At 66.3% G+C, this 22,029-nt stretch carries 15 protein-coding genes and 1 pseudogene; 7 read left to right on the plus strand and 9 right to left on the minus strand.

What is annotated here, in order from left to right; genetic code table 11:
• The first annotated feature begins 256 nt into the window (after positions 1-256).
• A pseudogene (locus ACIGJB_RS26045) lies at positions 257-2,549 on the plus strand (mechanosensitive ion channel family protein).
• A 391-nt stretch (positions 2,550-2,940) separates the two neighbouring features.
• Complete coding sequence (locus ACIGJB_RS26050; RefSeq protein WP_483732861.1) at positions 2,941-4,122, plus strand: helix-turn-helix transcriptional regulator; 1,182 nt, start codon at positions 2,941-2,943, stop codon at positions 4,120-4,122.
• A 55-nt stretch (positions 4,123-4,177) separates the two neighbouring features.
• Here the strand turns inward: ACIGJB_RS26050 and ACIGJB_RS26055 are convergent, their stop codons facing one another.
• On the minus strand, positions 4,178-5,086 hold the full coding sequence (locus ACIGJB_RS26055; RefSeq protein WP_483732862.1) for a LysR substrate-binding domain-containing protein: 909 nt from the start codon (positions 5,084-5,086) through the stop codon (positions 4,178-4,180).
• Positions 5,087-5,189: 103 nt separating this feature from the next.
• On the opposite strand from ACIGJB_RS26055, the gene ACIGJB_RS26060 reads away from it, so the two are divergent.
• The 4 genes from ACIGJB_RS26060 (at position 5,190) to ACIGJB_RS26075 (ending at position 9,166) form a co-directional block, all read left to right on the plus strand.
• Positions 5,190-6,434, plus strand: coding sequence for a CaiB/BaiF CoA transferase family protein (locus ACIGJB_RS26060; RefSeq protein WP_483732863.1), 1,245 nt, complete (start codon positions 5,190-5,192; stop codon positions 6,432-6,434).
• Positions 6,431-6,898, plus strand: a complete 468-nt coding sequence (locus tag ACIGJB_RS26065) for a MaoC family dehydratase (RefSeq protein ID WP_483732864.1) — start codon at positions 6,431-6,433, stop codon at positions 6,896-6,898. The genes ACIGJB_RS26060 and ACIGJB_RS26065 overlap by 4 nt, the downstream gene beginning before the upstream one ends.
• 72 nt (positions 6,899-6,970) lie before the next feature.
• Positions 6,971-8,131, plus strand: a complete 1,161-nt coding sequence (locus ACIGJB_RS26070) for an acyl-CoA dehydrogenase family protein (RefSeq protein WP_483732865.1) — start codon at positions 6,971-6,973, stop codon at positions 8,129-8,131.
• A gap of 42 nt (positions 8,132-8,173) precedes the next feature.
• Positions 8,174-9,166: an acyl-CoA dehydrogenase family protein gene (locus ACIGJB_RS26075; protein WP_483732866.1), complete on the plus strand. Its 993-nt coding sequence runs from the start codon at positions 8,174-8,176 to the stop codon at positions 9,164-9,166.
• A 64-nt stretch (positions 9,167-9,230) separates the two neighbouring features.
• Here ACIGJB_RS26075 and ACIGJB_RS26080 read toward each other — a convergent pair whose 3' ends face one another.
• The 8 genes from ACIGJB_RS26080 to ACIGJB_RS26115 all read right to left on the minus strand — a co-directional run bounded on the left by ACIGJB_RS26080 (position 9,231) and on the right by ACIGJB_RS26115 (position 20,426).
• Positions 9,231-10,784: a SpoVR family protein gene (locus ACIGJB_RS26080; protein WP_483732867.1), complete on the minus strand. Its 1,554-nt coding sequence runs from the start codon at positions 10,782-10,784 to the stop codon at positions 9,231-9,233.
• A gap of 89 nt (positions 10,785-10,873) precedes the next feature.
• Positions 10,874-12,136: a YeaH/YhbH family protein gene (locus tag ACIGJB_RS26085; protein WP_483712211.1), complete on the minus strand. Its 1,263-nt coding sequence runs from the start codon at positions 12,134-12,136 to the stop codon at positions 10,874-10,876.
• Between the two features lie 37 nt (positions 12,137-12,173).
• Positions 12,174-14,096 (minus strand): PrkA family serine protein kinase, encoded by a 1,923-nt coding sequence (locus tag ACIGJB_RS26090; protein ID WP_483732868.1) that lies wholly within the window; start codon positions 14,094-14,096, stop codon positions 12,174-12,176.
• A gap of 401 nt (positions 14,097-14,497) precedes the next feature.
• On the minus strand, positions 14,498-15,691 hold the full coding sequence (locus tag ACIGJB_RS26095; protein ID WP_483732869.1) for an acyl-CoA dehydrogenase family protein: 1,194 nt from the start codon (positions 15,689-15,691) through the stop codon (positions 14,498-14,500).
• A 137-nt stretch (positions 15,692-15,828) separates the two neighbouring features.
• Complete coding sequence (locus ACIGJB_RS26100) at positions 15,829-16,608, minus strand: enoyl-CoA hydratase/isomerase family protein (RefSeq protein ID WP_483732870.1); 780 nt, start codon at positions 16,606-16,608, stop codon at positions 15,829-15,831.
• 45 nt (positions 16,609-16,653) lie between these two features.
• Complete coding sequence (locus ACIGJB_RS26105) at positions 16,654-17,640, minus strand: Bug family tripartite tricarboxylate transporter substrate binding protein (protein ID WP_483732871.1); 987 nt, start codon at positions 17,638-17,640, stop codon at positions 16,654-16,656.
• 40 nt (positions 17,641-17,680) lie between these two features.
• Positions 17,681-19,408, minus strand: a complete 1,728-nt coding sequence (locus ACIGJB_RS26110; RefSeq protein ID WP_483732872.1) for a long-chain fatty acid--CoA ligase — start codon at positions 19,406-19,408, stop codon at positions 17,681-17,683.
• Between the two features lie 13 nt (positions 19,409-19,421).
• Positions 19,422-20,426, minus strand: a complete 1,005-nt coding sequence (locus tag ACIGJB_RS26115; protein ID WP_483732873.1) for a Bug family tripartite tricarboxylate transporter substrate binding protein — start codon at positions 20,424-20,426, stop codon at positions 19,422-19,424.
• 336 nt (positions 20,427-20,762) lie between these two features.
• On the opposite strand from ACIGJB_RS26115, the gene ACIGJB_RS26120 reads away from it, so the two are divergent.
• Positions 20,763-21,929 (plus strand): AraC family transcriptional regulator, encoded by a 1,167-nt coding sequence (locus tag ACIGJB_RS26120; protein ID WP_483732874.1) that lies wholly within the window; start codon positions 20,763-20,765, stop codon positions 21,927-21,929.
• Positions 21,930-22,029 lie beyond the last annotated feature (100 nt).

Here is a 22,029-nt window from a genome sequence, read left to right on the forward strand (position 1 = left end):
TGGTTTTTGCCAGGTCCTTGCCGCACGCGCGACAGGCCCGATAAGGGTGTCAAAAGCCGGCGCCGCGGGGGCGTCGGAGCGGGTTCGAGATTCGTGGATCGGGCCCTGACACGCATCGTCGGAAGCGACGAATGCACCGATACCCCACTTTCATGGCCTTTCGCGGCGTCGCAACACAGCCTCCGGGACCCGGCTTCGCGGACCGGGATGGGACCAATGCGCTACAGTGTCGCGCATGGAAGGCTTGACCGATCCCATGCGCCCCCATCTCCCCGACCTCCGCTGGTACCTGCGCCGACATGCCTGGCTGCTGCTCGCCGCGCTGCTGCTTTCGCCGCTGTTTCACCGGCCCGCCAGTGCAGCGCCGGCAAACCCGCTCGTTGCCGCGATCCAGCAGAGCGATGCCAGGGCCGCGCCGGCCAGCGTCCCGCTGGCCCAGTCGCTCGACCAGGTCATCGGCACCCTGCAGGACGACACGCAACGCAAGGCCCTGCTGGAACAGCTGCGGTCATTGCGCAGCGGGCTGAATGCCGCGGCGTCTGCGCCCGTCGCGCCGGCCTCGTCACCGGGCCTGATCGGCGCCGTGGCGCAGGCGCTCGATGAATTCGATACGCACCTGCGCAAGGACCACGGCCCCTGGCACTACTGGCGCTGGCGCTCGCAGTTCGCGGCCGAGGAATGGCGGGCGTCCGTGACCCACAACGGTACGCGCGCCGGGCTCGACTCGCTGCGCGAGTTCGCCGTGGTGATCGGCGGCTGGGCGCTGTGCGGATGGGTGCTGTGGGAGATCGGCCACCGCCTCCGGCTGCGGCGCAGGAAGCATGCCGATGGCCAGGTCACGCTGGTACGCAAGCCGCGCAGCGGGCTGCCCGACGTGCCGTCGTGGCTCGATGTCGGCATCTATATGTTGCGGCGCATCGGGCCGTGGGTCGCGGCATTCGGGCTCACGGTGCTGCTCGCCCACCGCAATTTCTCGCAATCGCCGGCGAGCGTGGCCGCCGTGATGGTCGCCCATGCCATCGTCGCCGGGGCCATCGCTGCCGCGGTCTGCCAGGTCATCTTCGCGCTGTTCCGCACCGCGCACCGCCGGCTCGCGGTGCACCAGCTGCTGACGCGCTCGCCGTGGCTGCTGTTCTGCACCGGCGCCCTGGCCGCACTCGGCAACAGCGCCACCGACAGCCGCATTACGATCGTGCTAGGCACCAACCTGTGCGCCTTGCTGTCGACGGCGGCCAATGTCGCCGCGGCAATCCTGATCGGCGTGTTCGCGCTGCGCTTCCGGCGCCAGGTCGGCCAGCTGATCGCGCAGCGGCCGCTCGAGTTCCGGCAGTCGCATCCGGCCCTGACGGACCTGCTGCGGCTGGCCGGCCAGGCCTGGCACTTGCCGGTTCTGGCAGTGGTGGTGGCCTCGGTGATCGGCACCGTGCTGGCCACCGGCCATGCCGACGTCTTCCTGCGCCGCACGGTGGCCTCGGTGGCGCTGCTGGTGTTCGCGCTGCTGCTGACCTTGGTTGCCGGCCGCTCGCCGAAGGCCAGCGTGCGCGCGCCACGCATCCGCGACCGGCGGCGCTCGGCCTACCTGGAACGCTTCGGGCGCTTTGCCATGGCGCTGGTGCGCGTGGTGATCTGGGTCACCGTGATCGAGCTGGGCGCGCGCATCTGGGGCACATCGGTGCTCCGCCTGGCGGAAGCGTCGCCTGCGGGCCGGCACATCGCGGAGTCCATGCTGAGCGTCACGGCCACGGTGCTGCTGGCGTGGCTGGTCTGGCTGCTGATCGACACGGCCATTACCCAGGCGCTGTCTCCGGCCTACGGGCGCGCCGCGCAGCCGAGCATGCGGGCCAAGACCATCCTGCCGCTGGTGCGCAACGCGTCGCTGGTCACGCTGCTGGTGATCGCGATGATCGTGGTCCTTGCCAACCTGGGGGTCAATGTCACGCCGCTGCTCGCGGGTGCCGGCGTGGTCGGGCTGGCGATCGGCTTCGGCGCGCAGAGCCTGGTGCAGGACCTGATCACCGGGCTGTTTATCGTGATCGAGGATTCGATCGCCATTGGCGACTCGATCGAGCTGCCCGACCATGCCGGTGTGGTCGAAGGCATGACCATCCGGACCGTCAAGCTGCGCGATGGCAAGGGCGCCCTGCATACGCTGCCATACAGCCAGATCAAGGCGGTCAAGAACCTGTCGCGCGGCTACGGCTACGCCGTGTTCAGCATCGGCATCGCCTATCAGAGCGACCTGGACCGGGCCCTTGACCTGATCCGCGCCACCGGCGCCCAGATCGCGCGCGATCCGCGCTATGCCCACAAGCTGCTGTCCGGGCTGGAGATTTTGGGCCTGGATCGCTTCGACCCCAGCGGTGGTGATGGCCCAGGTCAAGACCCGCCCGCTGATGCAGGCCGAGATCACGCGCGCGTTCAACGCGCTGCTGAAGCGGCAGTTCGATGCGAATGGCATCTGCATGGCCTCCCCGAACCTGACCATCCAGCTCGCTGGGGGGCCCGCCGGAACCGCAAGTGTCGAAGCCATCATGCCGCAACCAAAATGAGATGCATAAAGCACTACAAGTAGTTACGCTTGTCGCTTTTGCGAAACGCCCCCGCATTTTGCGCGTCGAAAATCCCTCACGAATGCCATCTCGCGCATTAACATCCTTGCGTTATGCAGGCGTCGACATATGCCGATCGGCCGGTGGTTCCCGCGTTGCGGGACCATAGCCCCCAAAGCGGGGGATAAAACCGGCACGATTGATTGGCATCATGGCCGGCACTCGGGCACGGTCATGCCTGAGGAGCATCCTGCACGCGGTGCCGGAGCCACGGCACCGTTGCCACAGGGCGCGTCAGACGCCCGGGCAGGCACTGGCACCAAGGGAACACAAAAGAGCAGCCATTAGAAAATGGCGTCAGTAAAGGCGTTTGCCACCGGGGGAAAAGAATATGGGCGAACACCCGAGTCTCGACGATGACTTTCATCGTCTGGTCGACTCTATCTACGAGTCCGCAATGGACGTGGCGGCAATGCCCGCCGCCCTGGACCTTTTTTCCCGCTACACAGCCACAGGCAGCCCGCGCTACGTGATCTGGGACAAGCTTGCCGGCCACGCCCGGCTCGGCGTGACCCCGCACGGTTGTTTCACCAATGGCGTCAACCTGCCTGAAGGCGTCGATGCGCCATCGGCAAGCGCCGGCCATCCGGCTGCCGCCGGAGCCGCGCCCGCATCCGCCGGCGCCGCACTGGCGATGGCGGACGGCGGGGCTACAGACGTGGCCGTCTCCAGTGACGGCGGCGGGCTCGAACAAGGTTTCCGGCTCATCGACACCAGCGAGATCTGCGTGCTCATGAGCGGCACCACCTCGGAGCATAGCCACCTGCATGGCAGCGTGCGCGAACGCCGCCTGGCCCATGTCATGCCGCACTGGGTCCGCGCGGCGCGCCTGCAGCAGCGCAACTTCGAACTGAGCGGGCTGGCCTCGCTGGGGCTGGCCGGGCTCGACACGCTCGATTTCGGCGTCATGGTGCTGCAGGCGGATATGCGCGTGCGCTACGCCAACAGCTGGGCCGAATCGCTGGTGCAGGCCGACAGCAACCTTGCGCTGGAACGCGGCGTGCTGCACGCGCGCGATGCCGCGCTGCAGGAGGTGCTGCAGCGGCTGCTGGACGGCGCCATGCGGGGCCGCAGCGCCGATGCCGCCGCGGGCTCATGGATGCACATCACCTCCGGCGGGCAACCGGTGCCGATCATCGTGGTGCCGCTGGTCTCGCGCCAGCCGGTGGAAGGCCCGTGGCAGCTGCCGGCGGCGATGATGCTGCTCGGCAACTCGGAATCGCGCTCGGTGCTCGATGCCGCGGTCCTGACGTCGCTGTTCGGGCTGTCGCGCAAGGAAAGCATCATTGCCATCCGGCTCGCGGCCGGCGAAACGCTCAATGAAATCGCCGAGCGGGAGTTCCTGTCGCCCCATACCGTGCGCGTGCATATCCGCGATACGCTGCGCAAGACCGGCACGCACCGGCAGTCCGAACTGGTGCGGTTGCTGCATTTGCTGCCTGGCGTGAACCTGATGCGGACGGCAGCTTGTCCGGCGGCCCGGCCTCGGGCGAGGCAGGGCAAGAACGGGTGAGTGCGCACGGCCGGCGCGTCGCTTCCGGCACGCGCCAGGAACGGCGAGGCCAGCCTCAGCCCTGCGCCTCCACCGCCTCCACCGCCGCCAGCGCCGCCGCAAGGAACCGCTGCACCTGCCGGTCCGCGTCATCGGCCCGCGCGGCCAGCGCAATGCCAATGCGCCCCGCCGGCCGCGGACTCGAGATCGGCAGGAACTTCACCCCGCGGTTCGCATAGCGTGTTGTCACGCTGGGCACCAGCGCAACCCCCAGGCCGCTTTCCACCAGGCTCACGATGGTCTGCACCTGCACCGCTTCCTGCGTGATGCGCGGCACGAAGCCGGCCTGCTGGCACAGCATCATGGCGACCGCATGCAGGTTGGGCACCGCCGCGGCCGGATGCATGATGAACGGCTCGGCGGCCAGTGCCTTCAGCGGAATGGATGCCTGGCCGGCATGCGGACTGTCCGCCGGCACCGCGGCGACGAACACATCGGTTTCCAGCGGCGTGAGGGTGTAGCCGCCGCTGCTCAGGATCGGAAACCGCACCAGCCCGGCGTCGAGTCGATGGTTTTCGAGCTGGTCCAGGATGGCCGCCGTGGTGGATTCCTGCAGCACCAGCTCGATCCCGGGGTGCGCGGCGCGGAACGCCGGAATCAGCTTCGGCAGCAACGCATAGGTGGCGGAGCCGATGAAACCAATGCGCAAGGCGCCGCGCTCGCCTTGCGCGGCCGCCATGACCGCCGCACGCGCCTGGCTGGCGTGGAACAGCGCGCGGCGCGCGTCCTGCAGTGCCGCCTCGCCTGCCTGCGTCAGCCGGACCCCGCGCGGGGTGCGCACGAACAGCGCGGTGCCGAGCTGCTCCTCCAGCTTGCGGATCGAAATCGACAGCGGCGGCTGCGCCATGTGCAGGCGCTCGGCGGCCCGATGGAAGTTGCCCGTCTCGGCCAGGGCAACGAACTGCTGGAGCTGGCGCAGATCCATGTCGATATCCTGTGAATATCAATTTCTAAAAAAGTAATATTAGACCAGATACCCGCCGCTGATCTACGCTGTGCCCCACAGAACCAGATCCGGAGATAAATACATGCTGCCCTTGGCCGGCATCCGCGTGATCGACCTTTCCACGGTCGTGATGGGCCCTTATGCCAGCCAGTGGCTGGCCGACTTTGGCGCCGAGGTCATCAAGGTCGAACCGCCCGAGGGCGATTCCACGCGCCGCACCGGCCCCGCCGCCGAAGCCGGCATGGCCGCGATTTTCCTGGGCGTGAACCGCAGCAAGAAGAGCGTCGTGCTGGACCTGAAGCAGCCCGCGGCGCAGGCGGCGCTGGACCGCCTGCTGTCCGGCGCCGACGTGCTGATGCACAGCATGCGCCCGCAAAAGCTGGCCGCGCTGGGCCTGTCGCCGGACGACGTAAGGGCGCGCCACCCGCAACTGGTCTACGTCAGCCTGCTCGGATTCGCCGAGGATGGCCCCTACGGCGGCCGCCCGGCCTACGACGACATCATCCAGGGCCTGTCCGGCAACGCCGCGCTGATGGCGGCGCAGACTGGCAGCAGCCGCTATTTCCCGACCATCGCGGCGGACAAGACCAGCGGGCTGGTCGCGGCGCTGTCGGTGTGCGCGGCGCTGGCCGGCCGTGCGCGCGGCAATGGCAATAGCAGCGGCCACGGCGCCATGGTCGAGGTGCCGATGTTCGAATCGATGGTGGCCTTCAACCTGGTGGAGCATTTCTACGGCCGGCATTTCGAGCCGCCGCGCGGCGGCACCGGCTACCCGCGCGTGCTGGCGCCGCTGCGCCGTCCCTACCAGAGCGCCGACGGCCATGTCTGCATGATGCCGTACACCGATGTCCACTGGCGCGACTTCTTCCGCGCCGCCGGCCGCCCCGAACTGGCCGCGGATGCGCGCTTCACCGATATCTCGGCGCGCACCGCGCACATCGAAACGCTGTACGAGATCACCGGCGAGATCGTGCGCGGACATAGCACCGCGCACTGGCTGGAAGTCTGCGAAGCGCTGCAGATTCCCGTGGCCCGGGTCAACGAACTCGACGACCTGCCCGACGATCCGCACCTGCGCGCGACGGGCTTCTTCGAACCGGTCGAAGATCCTGCCATGGGCGCCTTGCGCTTTCCGGGAGCCCCGGTACGCTTTGATGGGGCACGCGCACCGATCGGCGTGCCGCCACGCCTGGGCGAGCACACCGCGCAGCTGCTTGCGCAGGCCGGGATGACGCAGCAGGACATCGACGGGCTCAGCGCCACGGGCGCCGCGTACTGCGCCCCGCAGCCGTCGGTCCGGCATGACAACGCCAAGGAGACAGCATGATGCAAAGCCACCTGCCCCGCCTGGGCCAGGGCTTCTACTGGCAGGACCTGAAGGAAGGCCAGGCCTTCCGCACCTTCCGCCGCACCGTGACCGAGACCGACCTCGTCAACTTCATCTCGGTCACCGGCATGGTCGAGGCGATCTTTATCGAGGACGGCTACGACGGCGGCGCGATCCGCGGCCGGCCGGTCCCCGGCGCGCTGACCTACACGCTGATCGAAGGCTTCATCCTGCAAACCATGATCCAGGGCACGGGCCTGGCGATGCTGGAACTCGCGCAGCAGATCCTTGCCCCGGTGGTGGTTGGCGACACGGTATGGGCCACCGTCACGGTGACCGGCATCCGGCCGACATCGCGCGGCAACCGCGCGGTGGTGGACTCGGCCATCGAGGTCTTCAACCAGCGCAACGAGAAGGTCATGACCTACACCGCGCGCCGGCTGCTGGCCGGACACCCGGACTGACACCGCTGCGCGCCCCGCTCGACTGACCCTGGGCGGCTTCCCAGCCCCACGCCCTCACGTACCTGGATATTCATGACCGCATTGCTTTCCACCTTCCAGCTCACCCACCTGCCGCCGCACGCCACGGCGTTCCGCGAGCAGGTCCGGGCCTTCCTGGCCGAACACATGCCGGCGCTGCCACCTGAAGTGCGCGCCCGCTCGTGGATGGGCTTCGACGCCGCCTTCAGCCGCGCGCTGGCCGCGCGCGGCTGGGTCGGCATCACGCTGCCGGCCGCCTGCGGCGGCGCCGGGCTGGACCCGTTTTCGCGCTTCGTGCTGGTGGAGGAACTGCTGGCCGCCGGTGCGCCCGTATCGGCGCACTGGATCGCCGACCGTCAGAGTGGCCCGCTGATCCTGCGCTACGGCACCGAGGCCCAGAAGGCAAAGTACCTGCCCGCCATCTGCCGCGGCGACGCCTTCTTCTGCATCGGCATGAGCGAACCGAACTCGGGCTCCGACCTGGCCAGCGTGGCCACGCGCGCGGTGCGGCAGCCGGATGGCAGCTGGCGCCTGAACGGGCGCAAGATCTGGACGACCAACGCCAACCACTGCCATTACATGCTGGCGCTGGTGCGCACCTCGGGCACGCCGCAGGACCGGCAGACCGGGCTGTCGCAGGTCATCGTCGATCTCTCGGCGCCCGGCGTCACCGTGCGCCCGATCCAGGACCTGACCGGCGATGCGCATTTCTCCGAAGTCAGCTTCGAGGATGTGGTGCTCGCACCGGACGCCCTGATCGGCCAGGAAGGCAGCGGCTGGGAACAGGTGAACGCCGAGCTGGCCTTCGAGCGCAGCGGCCCCGAGCGGCTGTATTCGAGCGTGGTGCTGCTCGACACCTGGCTGGCCGCGCTGCGGCGCCTGCCCGAAGCCCGGGGCGACACCGTCACCGCCGGCCGGCTGGTCGGCCACCTGGCGGTGCTGCGCGCCATGTCGCTGGCCGTGACGGCACGCCTGGCCGCGGGAGAAAGCCCGGTGGTCGAAGCCGCGCTGGTGAAGGACCTGGGCACGACCTTCGAACAATCGATCCCGGCGCTCGTCGAAGCCGCGCTGGGCGACGAACTGGCGCTGGCCGCCGATGGCGCGCTGTACCGCACGCTGGCCTACGTCACGCAGATCGCCCCGTCCTATTCGCTGCGCGGCGGCACCCGCGAAATCCTGCGCGGCATGATTGCGCGCGGCCTGGGGCTGCGCTGATGCGCCGAAGCCCCGCACGCGTCCAACACTGAATCCATCGCCATGCACAACACCTATTCCGACGCGCTCGACGACCTGCTGCGCGATCAATGCCAGCCCGCGACCGTGCGCGCCATCGAACAAGGCGCCGACCCGGCGCCGCTCTGGCAGGCGCTGCTCGACAGCGGCTTTGCCGACTGCCTGCTGCCCGAATCGGCTGGCGGGGCCGGCCTGTCCCTGTCCGACCTGGCGCCCGTTCTGTATGTGCTGGGCCGCCATGCCATGCCCTTGCCGCTTGCGCAAACGCTGTTTGCGCGAGCGCTGCTGCAAGCCCAAGGCGTGACCGTGCCCGCCGAACCGATCGCGCTGGCCAGCCTCGACGACGGCAGCCCGGCCACGCTGGTTGCCGATGCGCGCCACGCCGGCTGGTTCCTGGTGCAATCCGATACCCGCTGCGTGCTGCTGCCGGCCGCCGCTGCTGGCGCCGAGCCGACTGGCACTCACGCCGACCAGACCATGCGGCTGCCGCGTTTCGACGGCAAGGCAGAGACGGCCTTCGAACTGCCCGCCGGCACGCTGCGCACCATAGGCGCCTGCCTGCATGCCGCGCAGATGGCCGGCGCGCTGTCCCAGGTCATGGACATGACGCTGCAATACGCCAACGACCGCCTGCAGTTCGGGCGCGCAATCGGCAAGTTCCAGGCGATCCAGCACCAGATCAGCGAGATGGCCGAGCACGTCGCCGCCTCGCGCGTGGCCGCGCAGATCGCCTGCGACAGCACCGGCAGCCAGCCTGACCCGGTACGCGCCGCCATCGGCAAGCTGCGCGCCAGCGACGCGGTCACGCCGGTCGCGGCCATCGCCCACGCGGTGCATGGCGCGATCGGCATCACCGAGGAATTCGATCTGCAGCTCTACACGCGGCGCCTGCATGCGTGGCGCGTGGCGGACGGATCGGAGCGCTGGTGGGGCCGCGTGCTGGGCGAGCTGGTCTGCGCGGAGCCATCGCGCGGCGCGGTGGAGTTGGCGCGCGAGTGGTACGAGGCCGCTGCCTGAGGCCCGCCAGGAAATGAAACGGCGGCCCGGTCAGGGGCCGCCGCATTGCAGTGAAAGCGCCGTCTCAGGCCGCCAGGCTCAGCCCGCCACCCGGCACCTTCTTGTGACGGCGTTCCGGCTTGCACTCGTACTTGAGTTCGCGCCGACCGTCCTCATACGCCACTTCGAGCCGCACATTGAAGCCCCACAGGCGCGTCACATGGCGAATCACTTCGTCGAAGTTGTGCGACAGCGGCCGGCGGTCGCTCTGCTGGTGGCGCAGCGTGAGCGAGCGGTCGCCGCCCACGTCGACATTGGTGACCTGGATATTGGGCTCCATGCCGGACAGGTCGTACTGCGACGCCAGCAGCTGCCGGATCATGCGGTAGCCTTCGTCGTTATGGATGGCCGTCACGCGCAGCTTGTTTTCGCGGTCATCGTCCAGCACCGAGAACAGCTTCAGTTCGCGGATCACGCGCGGCGACAGGAACTGCAGCAGGAAGCTCTCGTCCTTGAAATTGCGCATGGCGAAGTCCAGCGTCGTGCGCCAGTCCGATCCAGCGATCTCCGGCGCCCAGCGGCGGTCTTCCTCGTCCGGGTGCTCGCACATGCGGCGCAGGTCCTGGAACATCAGGAAGCCCAGCGTGTACGGGTTCAGGCCGCTGTAATACGGGCTGTTGTATGGCGGCTGGTAAATCACGTTGGTGTGGGCCTGCAGCAGCTCCAGCATGAAGGCGTCATTGACCAGCTTTTCCTCATAGAGCTGGTGGATGATGGTGTAGTGCCAGAACGTGGCCCAGCCTTCGTTCATCACCTTGGTCTGCCGCTGCGGATAGAAGTACTGCGCGATCTTGCGCACGATGCGCACGATCTCGCGCTGCCACGGCGCCAGTCTGGGCGCATTCTTCTCGATGAAGTACAGCAGGTTCTCCTGCGGCTCGGGCGGGAACGAGGATTCCGGTTCCGCCGCATCTTCATCCGCCGCGAGCGCGTGGGGACGATGCCTGGGCAGCGTGCGCCACAGGTCATTGACCTGCATCTGCAGGTAGTTTGCGCGCTCGGTCTGACGCGCCTGCTCTTCATTGATCGACAGTTTCTTGGGCCGCTTGTAGCGGTCCACGCCATAGTTCTGCAGCGCGTGGCAGGAATCGAGCAGCATCTCCACTTCCTGCTCGCCATAGCGCTGCTCGCACTCCAGCACATAGTTCTTGGCGAACAACAGGTAGTCGATGATGGCGTCCGCATTGGTCCAGGTGCGGAACAGGTAATTGCCCTTGAAGAAGGAATTGTGCCCGTAGCAGGCATGCGCGATGGTGAGCGCCTGCATTGGCAGCGTGTTCTCCTCCATCAGGTAGGCAATGCAAGGGTTGGAGTTGATGACGATCTCATAGGCCAGGCCCATGTGGCCGCGCTGGTAGCTGCGCTCCGAGGCCAGGAAATGCTTGCCGTATGACCAGTGGCTGTACCCCACTGGCAGACCTGCCGACGCATAGGCATCCAGCATCTGCTCGGCCGTGATGATCTCGATCTGGTTGGGATAGGAGTCCAGTCCGAACTCGCCGGCAATGCGCGCGATTTCGCGGTCATACCGGTTGATCAGCTCGAAGGTCCAGTCCGAACCCGTGGAGAGATAAGCCATCTTCACCTCCGTCTGGCGCAGCCGTCCGCGCCGCGTTGCAAAGGTCCTGCCGGGCCGCTTTAACCGGCAGGCCGCGAACGAACCGCCCGTCAGGCCGCGCGCTTCTGGAACAGGTCGTGCAGCACGGGGTAGATCTCGTCCGCGCTGATGATCCGCTGCATCGCGAAGTGCTCGAACTGGCTCTTGACCGTCAGGTACTCTTCCCAGAGATTCTGCGGTTCTTCGGACGCCACTTCCACGTAGGCGAAATATTGCACCAGCGGCAGGATCGCCTCGCGCAGCAGCCGGCCACACAGTTCGGAGTCGCCGGCCCAGTTGTCGCCGTCGGACGCCTGCGCGCAGTAGATATTCCACTGGCTCGGCGGGTAACGGTCGTGGATCACCTCAACCATCAGCTTCAGCGCGCTGGACACCACCGTACCACCGGACTCGCGTGAATGGAAGAAGTCCTCCTCTTCCACTTCCTTGGCCACGGTGTGATGGCGGATGAACACAACATCGATGCGCTCGTAATTGCGCTTCAGGAACAGGTACAGCAGCATGAAGAAGCGTTTGGCGAGATCCTTCCTGCTCTCGTCCATCGACCCGGAGACGTCCATCAGGCAGAACATCACCGCCTGCGCCTGGGGCCGCTTCTTGAGCACGCGGTTGTTGTAGCGCAGGTCGAGCTTCTCGATGAATGGCACGCGGTCGATGCAGGCGCGCAGGTGCCGCATCTCCTTCATCATTTCGAGCGCGGCTTCGCTGTAGGGCCCTTCCTTCTCCAGCGCCTCGCTGTACTCCTTCTCCAGTTCGCGCAGGCGCTTCTGGTACGGGCTGGACAGCGCAATGCGCCGGCCGAGCGAGCTGCGCATGGTGCGCAGGATCGACAGGTTGGAAGGGGTGCCGTCTATGGAGAAGCCGGCCCGCACCTTGCGGACCTCGGCGATCTTGGCGAGGTGGCGCTTGGCCAGGTCCGGCAGCGCCATGTCCTCGAAGAAGAAATTCAGGAAATCCTCGCGCGACAGCGTGAAGACGAAATCATCCTCGCCCTCGCCGCTGTCGCTGGCGCGCGAGCCGGTCCCGCCGCCGCCCTGCTGCTGGCGGTCGAAGGAATCGCCCCGGACGAATTTCTTGTTGCCGGGATGAATCCATTCGCGCCGCCCGCCCGGGCCGTGGTGAAAGATCGGCTCGGAGATGTCCTTGACCGGAATGGACACCTGCCCGCTCTGCTCGATGTCCATGATCTTCCGGCCGGACACCGCCTTTGCAACCGCCTGGCGTATCTGCTCGCGGTAGCGCTTGATAAAGCGCTGCTTGTTGACGGCACTTTTGTTGCCGCCGTTCTCACGCCTGTCGATGACCGTGGCCATGTATTTGCCCTCGATGAGAGGCCTGGTTCAGGCGCCGTTAGGATGATTTTCTTACGCGCAGATACCACTCCACCAAAAGTCGGACTTGTTTCGGCGTATACCCCTTCTCCGTCATGCGGTTGACGAAATTCTCGTGCTTGTCCTGGTCTTCGCGCGAAGACTTGGCGTTGAACGAGATGACCGGCAGGAGATCCTCGGTGGTCGAGAACATGCGCTTCTCGATCACCATCCTGAGTTTCTCGTAGCTGGTCCAGACCGGATTCTTGCCACCGTTGTTGGCCCGGGCGCGCAGCACGAAATTGACGATCTCGTTGCGGAAGTCCTTCGGGTTCGAGATACCCGCGGGCTTCTCGACCTTCTCGAGCTCGTCATTCAGCGCATTGCGGTCAAGGATTTCACCGGTATTCGGATCGCGGTACTCCTGGTCCTGGATCCACAGGTCGGCGAACACCACGTAGCGGTCGAAGATGTTCTGCCCATACTCGGAATACGATTCCAGGTACGCCGTCTGGATCTCCTTGCCGATGAACTCCACATACGGCGTGGTCAGGTATTCCTTGATATAGGAGAGCAGCTTCGCTTCCTGTTCCGGCGGGAACTGTTCGCGCTCGATCTGCTGTTCGAGCACGTACAGCAAGTGGACCGGGTTGGCCGCGACCTCGGTGTTGTCGAAGTTGAAGACCTTGGACAGGACCTTGAACGCGAAGCGCGTCGACAGGCCGTTCATGCCCTCATCCACGCCGGCGTAGTCGCGATACTCCTGGTACGACTTCGCCTTCGGATCGACGTCCTTCAGGCTCTCGCCGTCATAGACGCGCATCTTCGAGAAGATGTTGGAATTCTCGGGCTCCTTGATGCGCGTGAGCACCGCGAACTGCGCCATCATCTTCAGCGTGCTGGGCGCATTCGGCGCCGCCGACAGCGAACTGCTGCGCAGCAGCTTGTCGTAGATCTTCACCTCTTCGGACACGCGCAGGCAGTACGGCACCTTGACGATATAGATCCGGTCGAGGAAAGCCTCGTTGTTCTTGTCCTGCTTGAAGGTCTGCCATTCGGCCTCGTTCGAGTGCGCGAGAATCACGCCGTCGAACGGTATCGCGCCAAAGCCTTCTGTGCCCTTGTAGTTGCCTTCCTGCGTGGCGGTCAGCATCGGGTGCAGGACCTTGATCGGCGCCTTGAACATCTCGACGAACTCGAGCAGGCCGCGGTTGGCCAGGCACAGGCCGCCGGAATACGAATAGGCGTCCGGGTCGTCCTGCGGGAAATCCTCGAGCTTGCGGATATCCACCTTGCCGACCAGCGAGGAGATGTCCTGGTTGTTTTCGTCGCCAGGCTCCGTCTTGGAAATCGCGATTTGCGACAGCACCGACGGGCGCAGCTTGACCACGCGGAACTGCGTGATGTCGCCATTGAACTCGTGCAGGCGCTTCACCGCCCACGGCGAGGGAATGGTGTTCAGGTACCGGATCGGGATGCCATAGTCCTCTTCCAGAATCTTGCCGTCTTCCTCCGGCGAGAACAGGCCGAGCGGAGATTCATGGATAGGCGAACCCTTCAGCGCATAGATGGGCACCTCCTCCATCAACGCCTTCAGCTTCTCTGCCAGCGAGGACTTGCCGCCACCGGGAGGCCCGAGCAGATACAGGATCTGCTTGCGTTCCTCGAGCCCTTGCGCGGCATGCTTGAAGAAGGCAACGATCTGCTCGATCGTGTCCTCCATGCCATAGAAGTCGCGGAAAGCCGGATAGATCCGGATCACCTTGTTGAAGAACAGCCGTGACAGGCGCGGATCGTGGTGGGTATCCACCAGCTCCGGCTGGCCGATCGCGGCGAGCATGCGCTCAGCCGCAGTCGCATAGGCGGTCGGATCCTTCTTGCAGATATCCAGGTATTCCTGGATGCTGTATTCCTCTTCCTTGCGAGCTTCGAAACGCGTGGCGTAATGGCCGAAAATGTCCATACCTCACTCCCGTCAGAGTCCCCGTCCGAGGCGAAAGCACTGCTACTCCCCTGAGGCTTCGCACCGGCTTTCGCGGTACACCACCCCGGCTTGGCGACGTGGTCATGTTGCGAAGTCTTTACTTCATCATAGTCAAATAACGGCGATGGTGGAGCTTGAGTTGACGATTCGCTTGCTTGTGCGCAACGGCATTTCCGCCCTGCAAACACCACATTTGAACCACTGCCCCTCCCCGCGCGCGACGGGCCATTGACTATGCTGTGACAAACCTTACACCTTTCCGCCCCAATCTGCACAGCAGGTTTTGTAACGATAAAACAGAAAGGCCGGCGCTTTGGCCGGCCTTTCTGTTGCGGTTTCCGCGACGTGCATCAGCACTCGCGGACTGCTGATGACAACGCTCAGAGCGTGCGGGCCACCAGTTCTTTCATGATCTCGTTCGAGCCGCCATAGATCTTGCCGACACGCGCATTGGCATACATTCGCGCGATCGGGTACTCCAGCATGTAGCCGTAGCCGCCGTGCAACTGCAGGCACTCGTCGATGATTTCGCAGTTGCGCTGCGTGCACCACCACTTGGCCATGGCCGCAGTCGCGGCGTCGAGCTTGCCCGCCATCAGCTTCACCATGCAGTCGTTGACGAAGGTCGCGGCAATGGTCGCGTTGGTCTTGCACTCGGCCAGCTTGAAGCGCGTGTTCTGCAGGTCCAGCAGCGGTTGCCCGAATACCTTGCGCTCGCGCACGTAATCGGTGGTCAGCTCGATCGCGCGCTGCATGCTCGCCACCGAGCCCAGGGCGATGATCATCCGTTCCTGCGGCAACTGCTGCATGAGCTGGTAGAAGCCCTGGCCTTCCTGAACGCCCAGCAGGTTGTCGCACGGCACCAGCACGTCGTCGAAGAACAGCTCGGCCGTGTCCTGGCCCTTCTGTCCGATCTTCTCCAGGATGCGGCCGCGGCGGAAGCCGGGCAGGTCCCGGGTTTCCACCATGATCAGCGATACCCCGCGCGAACCGGCTTCCGGATCGGTTTTGGCCACCAGGCACACCAGGTCGGCGTGATACCCGTTGGTAATGAAGGTCTTGGCGCCGCTGATGCGATAGCAGTCGCCGCTTGCCGTCTGCTCACGCACCGCGCGGGTGCGGATCGATTTCAGGTCGGAGCCGGCGCCCGGTTCCGACATGGCGATGGCCGCCACCATTTCGCCGCTGGCCATCTGCGGCAGCCATTTCTCCTTCTGCGCCTGGGTGCCGTAGTTCAGGATGTAGTGCGCCACGATGCCGCTGTGCACGTTGTTGCCCAGGCTCGTGCAGATACCACGCGCCATTTCCTGCGTAATGACGGCCTCGTGGGCGAAGTTGCCGCCACCACCGCCGAATTCCTCGGGAATGCTCGCGCAGAGCAGGCCGATCTGGCCGGCGCGGCGCCAGACGTCGCGATCGATGTAGCCCTGTTCAGCCCAGCGCGACTCGTTCGGCGCCAGCTCGCGCTCGACAAAGCGCCGCACCGTGTCCCGGAACAGGATCAGGTCTTCGGTCATCCAGGGTGCCTCGGTGGAGGTGGAGGCGGCGGCGGCGTTCAGTTCGGGAGATCCCATGATGTATATCGACTTCGAAATGCAGAGGAGGAAGAAAGGCAGCCGGTCATGCCCGCTGCCATGCCTATATAGATGGGCGTAATGCGTGTTGAAGGCGGCAAGGCATGCGGCAACGCAGCATGCCGGGCCGCCCGATATCAGTCAGGCCAGCGATAGCGCGGTACCTGCTTGGACAGGAACCGGCTGGCGGCTTCCTGGCGGTATTCCGTCGCGAAGGCAATGCCCTGTCCGTCCGCTTCCATGGCCAGCATGCTGTGCAGGTCCTGGTTCAGCGAGGCATTGAGCGCCTTCTTGGTCAGCGCCACGGCCACCGGCGATGCCTCGGTGAACGCACGGGCCATCGCACGCGCGCGCGCCTGCAGGCTGTCGGCCGGCACGATCTCCATGACGATGCCCTGCTCCTGCGCGGCCTCCGCATCGAGTTCGCGCATCGAGAACATCAGCGCCTTGGCGCGCTGGAGTCCGATCATGCGCGGCAATGTGTAGAACACACCACAGTCAGGAATCAGGCCCAGGCGCAGGAACGGCAGCGCGAAGCGCGCGCGCGGCGTGGCCAGGATGATGTCGGCGGTCAGCGCCAGGCTGAAGCCGGCGCCAAAGGCGGCCCCGTCCACCGCGGCAATCACCGGGATCTCGAGCTGGATCAGCGCCTCCAGCCACGGGTGGATGTTGTTCAGCCGCTGGCGGCCCTGCGCGGCCGTGAACTCGCCCTGCATGGAACTGATATCGCCGCCCGAGCAGAAGTCGGTGCCGGCACCGGTCAGGATCAGCGCGCGCACGCTGGTGTCCTGGCGCAACTGGTGGATCACATCCCCGATCTCCCGGCGCATGACGCCATTGAGCGCGTTCTTGCGGGCCGGGTAGTCCAGCGTGAGGGTGGCAATGCCGTCTTCCACGGCATTGCGAATCGTTTCCATTGATGACTCCTGGGAAGGCTTGCGGTTCGGCGCCCTGTGCGGCGATCAGTCCAGCTGGATATGCGCGTCGCGCACGATCTTGGCCCACTTCGGCATGTCGCCCGAGACCACGCCGGCCAGTTCCTGCGGCGCGGAACCCACCGGCTGCAGCCCCATGCCGGCCAGCTTCTGGCTGATTTCCGGCAGCTTGACGATGCGCGCGACTTCGGTCGCCAGGCGCGTGGTCACTTCCTTTGGCGTGTTGGCCGGCAGGAAGATCGCGAACCAGCCGCTCGGCTCGAAGCCATGCAAGCCCTGTTCGGCAAACGTCGGCACGTTCGGGATCGCCTTGAAGCGCTGGGTGCCGGTGATGCCCAGGATTTTGAACTTGCCACTGGTGAGGTACGGATACGCCGAAGTCACATCGACGAAGGCCGAATCCACCTGGCCGCCGAGCAGGTCGTTGACCAGCGGCGCCGCGCCCTTGTACGGGATGTGCGTCAGTTCGATGCCGGCCTGCTGGCTGAACAGTTCCCCGTGCAGGTGCGACGAGGTGCCGTTGCCGTACGAGCCATAGCTGAGCTTGCCGGCCTTGGCCAGCGCGATGAATTCACGCAGCGTATTGGCGGGCACGCGGTTGGGCACCACGAACAGGTCGGACGACTTGGCGACCAGCGAGACCGGCGTGAAATCCTTGCTCACGTCGTAAGGCGTGCGCTTGTAGAGGCTCGGCGACTGGATCAGCGCGGTGATGGCCAGCAGCACCGTGTAGCCATCGGGGGAGGCCTTGGCCACGATATCGTTGCCAAGCATGCCGCTGGCGCCCGGCTTGTTGTCGACCACGACCGCCTGGCCCCAGGCCTCGGCCAGCCGCTGGCCGATCATGCGGCCCACGGTGTCGGTGCCGCCGCCGGCCGGATACGGCACGACCAGGCGGATCGGCTTGCTCGGGTAGTTGGGCTGGGCCACTGCCTGGCCCACGCTGCCCAGCATGGCGGCGCCTGCCAGGGTGCCGGCTTGGGCCAGCCAGGTTCGTCTGCTGTTGTGCGTCATGATGCTGTCTCTCTCTAAAACTCTGTCTGGCACGCGGGCCTTACCGGCTCTGCGCATTGGCTTGTGCAGGAGCCGCCGGCCGCATGGCGTCTTCCTGCAGGGCGCGCCACTGGATCTTGCCGGTGGCCGACTTGGGCAGCGCGTCAACGAACTCGACGATGCGCGGCACCTTGTAAGCCGCCAGGCGTTCGCGACACCAGGCCATGATGCGTTCCGGCTCGGCGTCGGGCGTGCCTAGCGACTCTGGGCGCAGCGCCACCACGGCCTTGACCGTCTCGCCGCGATGGTCGTCGCGCGCCGCGATCACGCAGGCCTCGTGGATGGCCGGGTGGCCGTAGAGCAGGTTCTCCACCTCGGCCGGCCAGACCTTGAAGCCGGACGCGTTGATCATGCGCTTGAGGCGGTCGCGCATGAAGAAGTAGCCCTCTTCATCCATGAAGCCGAGGTCGCCCGTGCGCAGGAAGCGCTTGCCGTCGATCTCGATGAACGACTCTTCGTTGGCCTGCGGGTTGTTCCAGTAGCCTTGCATCACCTGGGCGCCGTGGGCGACGATCTCGCCGATCTCGCCCTGCGGCAGTTCGGCCAGCGTGTCGGGGTCCACCACGCGGGCATCCACGCCGAAGGTGGCAATGCCCAGGCATTCGCGCTTGGGCTTCTGGCGGGGGTTGGACAGCAGGAACGATGCAGTTTCGGTCATGCCGTAGGCTTCCACGTACGGCAGGCCAAAGCGCTCCTGCAGCATGTTGGCCACCGCATCGGGCATGGCGGCGCCGCCGCCGCCCAGGAACGCCAGGCTCGACAGGTCGCGCTGCTCCACGCCGGGCTGCGCGAAGAAGTCCACCAGCATGGCCGGCGGCGCGCCCCATACCGAGGCGCGATAGCGCTCGATCAGGTCGGCGGCCAGGGCGCGATCCCAGCGCGGCATCAGCACCACGGTCGCGCCCAGGTAGATCGGCGAATGCATGCAGTTCTGCATGCCGAGCAGGTGGAACATCGGCGCCACGGCCAGCACCACCGCTTCGGGCGAGCTGCTGCGCCACACCTGCGACCCCACCGCGGAAGTCATCATGGTGCCGTGGGTATGCATGCAGCCCTTGGGATTGCCGGTCGTGCCCGAGGTGTAGGCCAGCATGCAAAGCGTGTCGTAGCCGGCCTCGTGCGGGCGCGGACGCTGGGCGGCATTGCGCGCGGCATCCCATTCCACCGGCATCGCACCGCTCGGTGACGCCTGCAGCGCGGGCGCCGGCTCGCGCAGCCAGGCCGGCACCTGCAGGCCACCGTCGTCGCGCAGCATGCCTGCGTAGTGATGGACGATCACGTTGCGCAGCGCCTTGCCGTGCAGCGGCGCGACGCGGTCGTACAGCTCGCTGCCGCAGAAGGCGGCCACGGCGCCGCTGTCGCTGACCACGTGTTCGAGTTCGGCTTCCAGCCACATCGGGTTGGCCGGCACCACCACGGCCTCGGCGCGCAGGATGGCGTAGTAGGCCGCGATGTACTGCGGGCAGTTCTGGCTGAACAGCACCACCCGGTCCCCAGGCTCGATGCCGCAGGTGTGCTGCAGATAGCCGGCCATGCGCTCGACCTCGTCCAGCAGCGCGGGGAAGGAAATCGCCGTGCCGAAATACTGGATCGCGGTCTTGTCCGGATAGCGGCGCGCGGCCACTTCCAGGTTGTAGAACAGGCTGGTACGCGGCACGTGCAGCGAGGCCGGCAAGCCCGCGGGCCAGGCGGGGGAACGGTAAGGCTGGGTGGTACTGGCAGACTTCATGTCAGGCAAAGGCTCAGTCAAGACGAATGTTGTGGGTACGGATCACCTTGCCCCAGCGCGCATAGTCGTTCTGCACGGTCTGGGCAAAGGCATCGGGGGTGCTGCCAGTCAGGATCACGCCCATGTCGTTCATGCGGGTACGCACGGCGGGATCGGCCAGCACCTTGTTGACGTCGGCGGAGAACTTCTCGACGATCGCGCGCGGCGTGGCGGCCGGCAGCAGCAGGCCAAACCAGCCCAGCGAATCCATGCCGGCGATGCCGGCTTCCTTGAACGTGGGCACGTCAGGCAGTTGCGGCGCGCGCGACGGACCGGTCACGGCCAGCGCGCGCAGGCGCCCCGAAGCCGAGTGCGGCTTGGCCCCCATCACGGAGATCACCGCCGAAGGCACCTGGCCGCCGAGCAGGTCGTTCAGTTCCGGCGCCTCGCCCTTGTAGGAGACGTGGATCATGTCGAGCTTGGCGCTCTCGTTGAAAATCTCGCCGTAAAGGTGGCCGCTCGAGCCGGTGCCGTACGAGCCGTAGGAGTACTGCTTCGGCTTGGCGCGCACCAGCGCAATGAACTCCTTCAGGCTCGTGGCTGGCACGGCACTGTTGATGGCGAACACGAGGTTCGTCGTGCCCAGCTCGGACACCGCGACAAAATCCTTGATGGGATCGAACGGCGCCTTGGCATAGAGGCTCGGCGCCTGCACGAGCGTCGTAATGGTCAGCAGCGCGGTGTAGCCGTCCGGTTCGGCGCGGGCCACCACTTCGGAACCGATCATGCTGCTGGCGCCCGGGCGGTTCTCGACGACCACCGGGCGCTTCCAGGTCTTGCCCAGGCCGTCTGCAATCGCGCGCGCCAGCACGTCGGTCGCGCCGCCGGCCGGATACGGCACGACCAGGCGCACGGTTTTCGACGGAAACGCTCCTTGCGCCATCGCGTCGCCCGCGCCAAGCAGGCCGGTGACGATCCCGCCCACGGCCAGCGCTCCGGCGCCCAGACGCTGCAATGCACTACGACGATCTGCCTGCATGTGGTTGTCTCCTGTGTATTTTTTGTTGGCAGGGCCAGGGGGCTGCCCCCGTTTTTGTCGCCGGCCTTGCATCCGGCGATCCGGCCCTGTCCGCGTGCCGGTGGCGGTCCGTTCGGCGCGGACTTTTCCACAGCGAAAGAGTGCGCGATCGGGGGTGGTCCGGACAATGACCAGACGACCCAAAATGATTGGCCGAACTGCTCAGGTGGAAGGCAGGCTTTGGCAAATCCCGATTGTGCGGCGCCACCCGGCCGCGATAAGGTCTGACCCAGGCCGACATGCCGCCATTGCAAGGGGGCAAAAGTCGGGCACCGCCCCAGAACGACGAGGAGACTCATGCACATCGTTGCCACGCCCGCTCACCGGCATCCCGTGCCGGGCATGCCGCGCAGCCTCGCCGCGCCGGGTCCGGTGCTGGCCGGCGCGGGCGCCACGACAGGCGCCGTCATGGCGGCACCGGCCGCCGCGCCCGCGCCGGCCCGCCATACCATCGCCATCCACCACGTCCAGCAGATCCTGCTCGGCGCACACCGGCTCGGTTGCGACATCGAGGCCCTGCTGCGCCGCGCGGCCATCTCGCCCGCCCTGCTGGCGTCGCCCGCCGCGCGCGTCACCCAGGACCAGTACGCCGCGCTGATCCGCTCGCTGCGCCGCATCACGCGCGACGAGCTGTGGGGCCTGCTGAGCCGCCCCGTGCCGCCAGGCGTCTTCGCCCAGGCCGCCAAGGCGATGATCCATTGCACGACGCTGGAAGAGGCCATCCAGGCCGGCTTGCGCCAGTACCGGCTGCATATCGGCGACTTCACGCCCAGATTGCACCGCTCCGACGACGGCAAGACGGTCTCCGTGCGCCTGCACGCGCATGCGCCGGCATCGCCGTGCCAGGTCTTTGCCGAGTCGACGTTCGTGTTCCACGCGTATGGCCTGATCAACTGGCTGGTGGCGCGGCGCGTGCCACTGTCCCGCGTCGACCTGAGCGCGCGGCCGCCCACCGGGCAGACCGACACCGAGCGCGTCTTCAATACATCGGTCCGATACAGCCAGCCCTGCACGGCGCTGCACTTCGATGCCGCGTGGCTGCGGCTGCCGGTGATGCAGGACACCACCGGCCTGGACGAGTTCCTGCGCGAAGCCCCGCACAACCTGCTGGTGCGCTACCGCGACAACAGCTGCCTGGCAGAGCGCATCCGCCTTCACCTGCGTTCGCACCTGGACGACGAACTGCCTTCGCTGGAGCAGATGGCGCAGATGCTGCGCCTGACGCCGCAAACCCTGCGCCGCCGCCTGCGCGACGAAGGGCGCGGCTACCAGAACATCAAGGACAGCCTGCGGCGCGATGTGGCGATCGGCATGCTCGAGCGTTCCGGCCTGACGCTGCAGCAGGTAGCGCTGCGGCTCGGCTTTTCGGAGCCGAGCACCTTCCATCGCGCCTTCAAGAAGTGGACCGGCGTGGCGCCGGGCGAATACCGGCAGCGGGGGATGCAGCTTGGGGTGGGGGGATGATTGGCTTGTGGCTCTTGGCGGGCGCCGCTGTTTCGCCGGCGTAGCCGGCGAGTCCCTTTTTGTCCAAGCGACAAAAAGGAACCAAAAAGCGCGTTTCCTG

Source organism: Cupriavidus sp. C2SS-8b, from assembly GCF_057073745.1.